The sequence below is a fragment of the Allobosea sp. P4_C6 genome, from assembly GCF_056402015.1.
In genome coordinates this window covers 1-613 of the sequence record NZ_JBFUIF010000334.1, presented here as the reverse complement: position 1 = coordinate 613, position 613 = coordinate 1, and the positions used below count along the sequence as shown (strand labels likewise).

Below are 613 nucleotides of genomic sequence, written 5' to 3'. Positions count from 1 at the left end.
CTTCCTACACGCCCGATCCAGAGAAGTCCTACTTCGCTTACAAGCCGGGGGTCGACAAGGTCGCGGCGTATGGCGGACTTGGGGTGGTCGCGAGTGTGCTTGGCGTCAAGTACGGCAAGACCGCTGCTGCAGTCGGTGGAGTGGGTCTTGCTGTCCTTGCCAAGAAAGGCGGAGCATTGCTCTTGCTCCCGCTCCTGATGATCGGTGGCCTGTTCCGTCGCATCAAAGCTTGGTTCAGCAATCGGTGAGGTCGCAGAAAAGCGTGGGTTTAGCACTGATAAGAAGATCATCGGACGCCGCCGCCTGTCGCGACATAGCCATGGAGATTGTCGTCGCGCTCCGGGGGGGGGGCGTGCGACAGCCAGGCGCGTGATGCCCGCACGGGTCGTCGGCAGGGAACCAGGTCGCTGAGCAAGGTCGCCGAACTCCCCGCGGCTGTCTGAGATGAGCAACCCTTTGGCCGGAAATAGCAAGCAGCGGACATAGCAGCAACGCATTTGAAGCAGGGCAATCCTCTCCACGCTGATCGCGACGATGGCGACATACGCGCCTTCGAGAGGGGATCGACAGCATACGGACGATTCTAACCTAACGGCCGTGGACAGCCACATCG

Annotated in this window: 1 protein-coding gene; it reads left to right on the top strand. The window is 61.0% G+C overall.

Annotated elements, in window-relative coordinates:
- A partial coding sequence (locus tag AC1DVA_RS28985; protein ID WP_476808217.1) for a hypothetical protein occupies positions 1–248 on the top strand: 248 nt, incomplete at its 5' end.
- Positions 249–613: the final 365 nt, after the last annotated feature.